The sequence below is a fragment of the Vibrio sp. V39_P1S14PM300 genome, assembly GCF_009904765.1.
GTDB classification, from domain to species: Bacteria; Pseudomonadota; Gammaproteobacteria; order Enterobacterales; family Vibrionaceae; genus Vibrio; species Vibrio proteolyticus.
This window is the reverse complement of record NZ_WXWP01000369.1, coordinates 1-5,341: the sequence shown is the minus strand read 5'-3', so window position 1 is coordinate 5,341 and position 5,341 is coordinate 1. Positions and strand designations below refer to the sequence as shown.

2 tRNA genes and 3 rRNA genes are annotated in these 5,341 nt (G+C 50.6%); all 5 read right to left on the bottom strand.

The window, feature by feature from the left end:
- Nucleotide 1: 1 nt before the first annotated feature.
- The 5 genes from rrf to CAG65_RS19265 all read right to left on the bottom strand — a co-directional run bounded on the left by rrf (nt 2) and on the right by CAG65_RS19265 (nt 5,174).
- Nucleotides 2-117 (bottom strand): 5S ribosomal RNA (gene rrf / locus CAG65_RS19285).
- A 94-nt stretch (nt 118-211) separates the two neighbouring features.
- Nucleotides 212-3,101, bottom strand: a 23S ribosomal RNA gene (locus tag CAG65_RS19280).
- Between the two features lie 261 nt (nt 3,102-3,362).
- Nucleotides 3,363-3,438, bottom strand: a tRNA-Ala gene (locus tag CAG65_RS19275).
- A gap of 42 nt (nt 3,439-3,480) precedes the next feature.
- Nucleotides 3,481-3,557: transfer RNA gene (locus CAG65_RS19270), tRNA-Ile, on the bottom strand.
- Between the two features lie 64 nt (nt 3,558-3,621).
- Nucleotides 3,622-5,174: ribosomal RNA gene (locus CAG65_RS19265) — 16S ribosomal RNA — on the bottom strand.
- The 16S, 23S and 5S rRNA genes sit together here with 2 tRNA genes alongside, the layout of an rRNA operon.
- Nucleotides 5,175-5,341: the final 167 nt, after the last annotated feature.

Sequence of the window (5,341 nt, the reverse complement as noted above, 5' to 3'; positions counted from 1 at the left end):
AGCCTGGCGATGTCCTACTCTCACATGGGGAAACCCCACACTACCATCGGCGCTAATTCGTTTCACTGCTGAGTTCGGCATGGAATCAGGTGGGTCCAAATCGCTATGGTCGCCAAGCAAATTCTTAAAATTCGGAAAGCTGCTTTTTAATTCTCGTTTTTACACATTCAATGTTCTTTCATTGAGTCCATCAAAACCCCTTGGGTGTTGTATGGTTAAGCCTCACGGGCAATTAGTACAGGTTAGCTCAACGCCTCACAACGCTTACACACCCTGCCTATCAACGTTCTAGTCTCGAACAACCCTTCAGGACACTTAAAGTGCCAGGGAAGACTCATCTCAGGGCTCGCTTCCCGCTTAGATGCTTTCAGCGGTTATCGATTCCGAACTTAGCTACCGGGCAATGCGTCTGGCGACACAACCCGAACACCAGAGGTTCGTCCACTCCGGTCCTCTCGTACTAGGAGCAGCCCCCTTCAATCTTCCAACGCCCACGGCAGATAGGGACCGAACTGTCTCACGACGTTCTAAACCCAGCTCGCGTACCACTTTAAATGGCGAACAGCCATACCCTTGGGACCGACTTCAGCCCCAGGATGTGATGAGCCGACATCGAGGTGCCAAACACCGCCGTCGATATGAACTCTTGGGCGGTATCAGCCTGTTATCCCCGGAGTACCTTTTATCCGTTGAGCGATGGCCCTTCCATTCAGAACCACCGGATCACTATGACCTGCTTTCGCACCTGCTCGAATTGTCATTCTCGCAGTCAAGCGGGCTTATGCCATTGCACTAACCTCACGATGTCCAACCGTGATTAGCCCACCTTCGTGCTCCTCCGTTACTCTTTGGGAGGAGACCGCCCCAGTCAAACTACCCACCAGGCACTGTCCTCACCCCAGATAATGGGGCTAAGTTAGAACATCAAACATACAAGGGTGGTATTTCAAGGTCGGCTCCACAGATACTGGCGTACCTGCTTCAAAGCCTCCCACCTATCCTACACATGTAGGCTCAATGTTCAGTGCCAAGCTGTAGTAAAGGTTCACGGGGTCTTTCCGTCTAGCCGCGGGTACACTGCATCTTCACAGCGATTTCAATTTCACTGAGTCTCGGGTGGAGACAGCGTGGCCATCATTACGCCATTCGTGCAGGTCGGAACTTACCCGACAAGGAATTTCGCTACCTTAGGACCGTTATAGTTACGGCCGCCGTTTACCGGGGCTTCGATCAAGAGCTTCGACCGAAGTCTAACCCCATCAATTAACCTTCCGGCACCGGGCAGGCGTCACACCGTATACGTCATCTTACGATTTTGCACAGTGCTGTGTTTTTAATAAACAGTTGCAGCCACCTGGTATCTGCGACTCTCAATAGCTCCATCCGCAAGGGACTTCACCGTCGAGAGCGTACCTTCTCCCGAAGTTACGGTACCATTTTGCCTAGTTCCTTCACCCGAGTTCTCTCAAGCGCCTTGGTATTCTCTACCCGACCACCTGTGTCGGTTTGGGGTACGATTCCTTACAATCTGAAGCTTAGAGGCTTTTCCTGGAAGCATGGCATCAATGACTTCACATCCGTAGATGCTCGACGTCGTGTCTCAGCCTTAAAGAGAGCCGGATTTACCTAACTCTCAAGCCTACGCACTTGAACCTGGACAACCGTCGCCAGGCCCACCTAGCCTTCTCCGTCCCCCCATCGCAATTGTAAGAAGTACGGGAATATTAACCCGTTTCCCATCGACTACGCCTTTCGGCCTCGCCTTAGGGGTCGACTTACCCTGCCCCGATTAACGTTGGACAGGAACCCTTGGTCTTCCGGCGAGGGGGTTTTTCACCCCCTTTATCGTTACTCATGTCAGCATTCGCACTTCTGATACCTCCAGCATGCTTTACAACACACCTTCAACGGCTTACAGAACGCTCCCCTACCCAATACAATAAATTGCATTGCCGCAGCTTCGGTTTACAGCTTAGCCCCGTTACATCTTCCGCGCAGGCCGACTCGACTAGTGAGCTATTACGCTTTCTTTAAATGATGGCTGCTTCTAAGCCAACATCCTAGCTGTCTGAGCCTTCCCACATCGTTTCCCACTTAGCTGTAATTTGGGACCTTAGCTGGCGGTCTGGGTTGTTTCCCTCTCCACGACGGACGTTAGCACCCGCCGTGTGTCTCCCGGATAGTACTTACTGGTATTCGGAGTTTGCAAAGGGTTGGTAAGTCGGGATGACCCCCTAGCCTTAACAGTGCTCTACCCCCAGTAGTATTCGTCCGAGGCGCTACCTAAATAGCTTTCGGGGAGAACCAGCTATCTCCAGGTTTGATTGGCCTTTCACCCCTAGCCACAAGTCATCCGCTAATTTTTCAACATTAGTCGGTTCGGTCCTCCAGTTGATGTTACTCAACCTTCAACCTGCCCATGGCTAGATCACCTGGTTTCGGGTCTATATCCAGAGACTGAACGCCCAGTTAAGACTCGGTTTCCCTACGGCTCCCCTAAATGGTTAACCTTGCCACTGAATATAAGTCGCTGACCCATTATACAAAAGGTACGCAGTCACAGGACAAGCCTGCTCCTACTGCTTGTACGTACACGGTTTCAGGTTCTATTTCACTCCCCTCACAGGGGTTCTTTTCGCCTTTCCCTCACGGTACTGGTTCACTATCGGTCAGTCAGTAGTATTTAGCCTTGGAGGATGGTCCCCCCATATTCAGACAGGATATCACGTGTCCCGCCCTACTCGATTTCACTGAACACGCATCGTCAACTACGGGACTATCACCCTGTATCGTCGGACTTTCCAGACCGTTCGTCTAATGCGTATAAAGCTTAAGGGCTAGTCCAATTTCGCTCGCCGCTACTTTCGGAATCTCGGTTGATTTCTTTTCCTCGGGGTACTTAGATGTTTCAGTTCCCCCGGTTCGCCTCATTAACCTATGTATTCAGTTAATGATAACTGCTTATGCAGTTGGGTTTCCCCATTCGGAAATCCCAGACTCAAGTGGCTTTTACTGCCTAATCTGGGCTTATCGCAAGTTAATACGTCCTTCATCGCCTCTGACTGCCAAGGCATCCACCGTGTACGCTTAGTCACTTAACCATACAACCCGAAGGAGTTTCGAATTGATGGTAAACAACCAAAGTTGCTGTCTCATTATTTGAATGAGCGAGACAGCTTTCGATTTTGCCGGACTCAAATTCCAAGAACACTTGAATGTGTTTTTAGTTGTATTCAAATACATGAATACTTTGAGAACTTTACAAGTAATCATAAAGATTACTTTGTCAGCTTTCCAAATTGTTAAAGAGCTAGATTCATTAAAGAACCATTTTTAAACACACTCGTAAGAATGCTTAAAGATGGTGGAGCTAAGCAGGATCGAACTGCTGACCTCCTGCGTGCAAGGCAGGCGCTCTCCCAGCTGAGCTATAGCCCCATCAAGGTGTCGATACTCCTGCCAATCTCCCGGGAAGAAAATTGGTGGGTCTGAGTGGACTTGAACCACCGACCTCTCGCTTATCAGGCGAACGCTCTAACCACCTGAGCTACAGACCCAGTATCGTCTCTTTACATAAACCGTATCAATCTGTGTGGACACTCATCGTGAATAATCATCGTATAAGGAGGTGATCCAGCGCCAGGTTCCCCTAGCGCTACCTTGTTACGACTTCACCCCAGTCATGAACCACAAAGTGGTGAGCGTCCTCCCGAAGGTTAAACTACCCACTTCTTTTGCAGCCCACTCCCATGGTGTGACGGGCGGTGTGTACAAGGCCCGGGAACGTATTCACCGTGGCATTCTGATCCACGATTACTAGCGATTCCGACTTCATGGAGTCGAGTTGCAGACTCCAATCCGGACTACGACGCACTTTTTGGGATTCGCTCACTTTCGCAAGTTGGCCGCCCTCTGTATGCGCCATTGTAGCACGTGTGTAGCCCTACTCGTAAGGGCCATGATGACTTGACGTCGTCCCCACCTTCCTCCGGTTTATCACCGGCAGTCTCCCTGGAGTTCCCGACATTACTCGCTGGCAAACAAGGATAAGGGTTGCGCTCGTTGCGGGACTTAACCCAACATTTCACAACACGAGCTGACGACAGCCATGCAGCACCTGTCTCAGAGTTCCCGAAGGCACCAAAGCATCTCTGCTAAGTTCTCTGGATGTCAAGAGTAGGTAAGGTTCTTCGCGTTGCATCGAATTAAACCACATGCTCCACCGCTTGTGCGGGCCCCCGTCAATTCATTTGAGTTTTAATCTTGCGACCGTACTCCCCAGGCGGTCTACTTAACGCGTTAGCTCCGAAAGCCACGGCTCAAGGCCACAACCTCCAAGTAGACATCGTTTACGGCGTGGACTACCAGGGTATCTAATCCTGTTTGCTCCCCACGCTTTCGCATCTGAGTGTCAGTATCTGTCCAGGGGGCCGCCTTCGCCACCGGTATTCCTTCAGATCTCTACGCATTTCACCGCTACACCTGAAATTCTACCCCCCTCTACAGTACTCTAGTCTGCCAGTTTCAAATGCTATTCCGAGGTTGAGCCCCGGGCTTTCACATCTGACTTAACACACCACCTGCATGCGCTTTACGCCCAGTAATTCCGATTAACGCTCGCACCCTCCGTATTACCGCGGCTGCTGGCACGGAGTTAGCCGGTGCTTCTTCTGTCGCTAACGTCAAATAATGCATCTATTAAACACACTACCTTCCTCACGACTGAAAGTGCTTTACAACCCGAAGGCCTTCTTCACACACGCGGCATGGCTGCATCAGGCTTGCGCCCATTGTGCAATATTCCCCACTGCTGCCTCCCGTAGGAGTCTGGACCGTGTCTCAGTTCCAGTGTGGCTGATCATCCTCTCAGACCAGCTAGGGATCGTCGCCTTGGTGAGCCCTTACCTCACCAACTAGCTAATCCCACCTGGGCATATCCTGACGCGAGAGGCCCGAAGGTCCCCCTCTTTGAGCCGAAGCTATTATGCGGTATTAGCCATCGTTTCCAATGGTTATCCCCCACATCAGGGCAATTTCCCAGGCATTACTCACCCGTCCGCCGCTCGACGCCGATATCGTTCCCCGAAGGTTCAGATATCTCGTTTCCGCTCGACTTGCATGTGTTAGGCCTGCCGCCAGCGTTCAATCTGAGCCATGATCAAACTCTTCAATTTAAGATTTTGTCGGCTCAATGAATACTGAACATTACATATAGTAATGTTTGAATTGACTGTGCTGAGTCCGAAGACTCAATGGTCACTTCGTATCATTGAAACCTAAGTTGATGTCGAAACATCAATTTGGATTATCATCAACGAGTGCCCACACAGATTGATAGGTT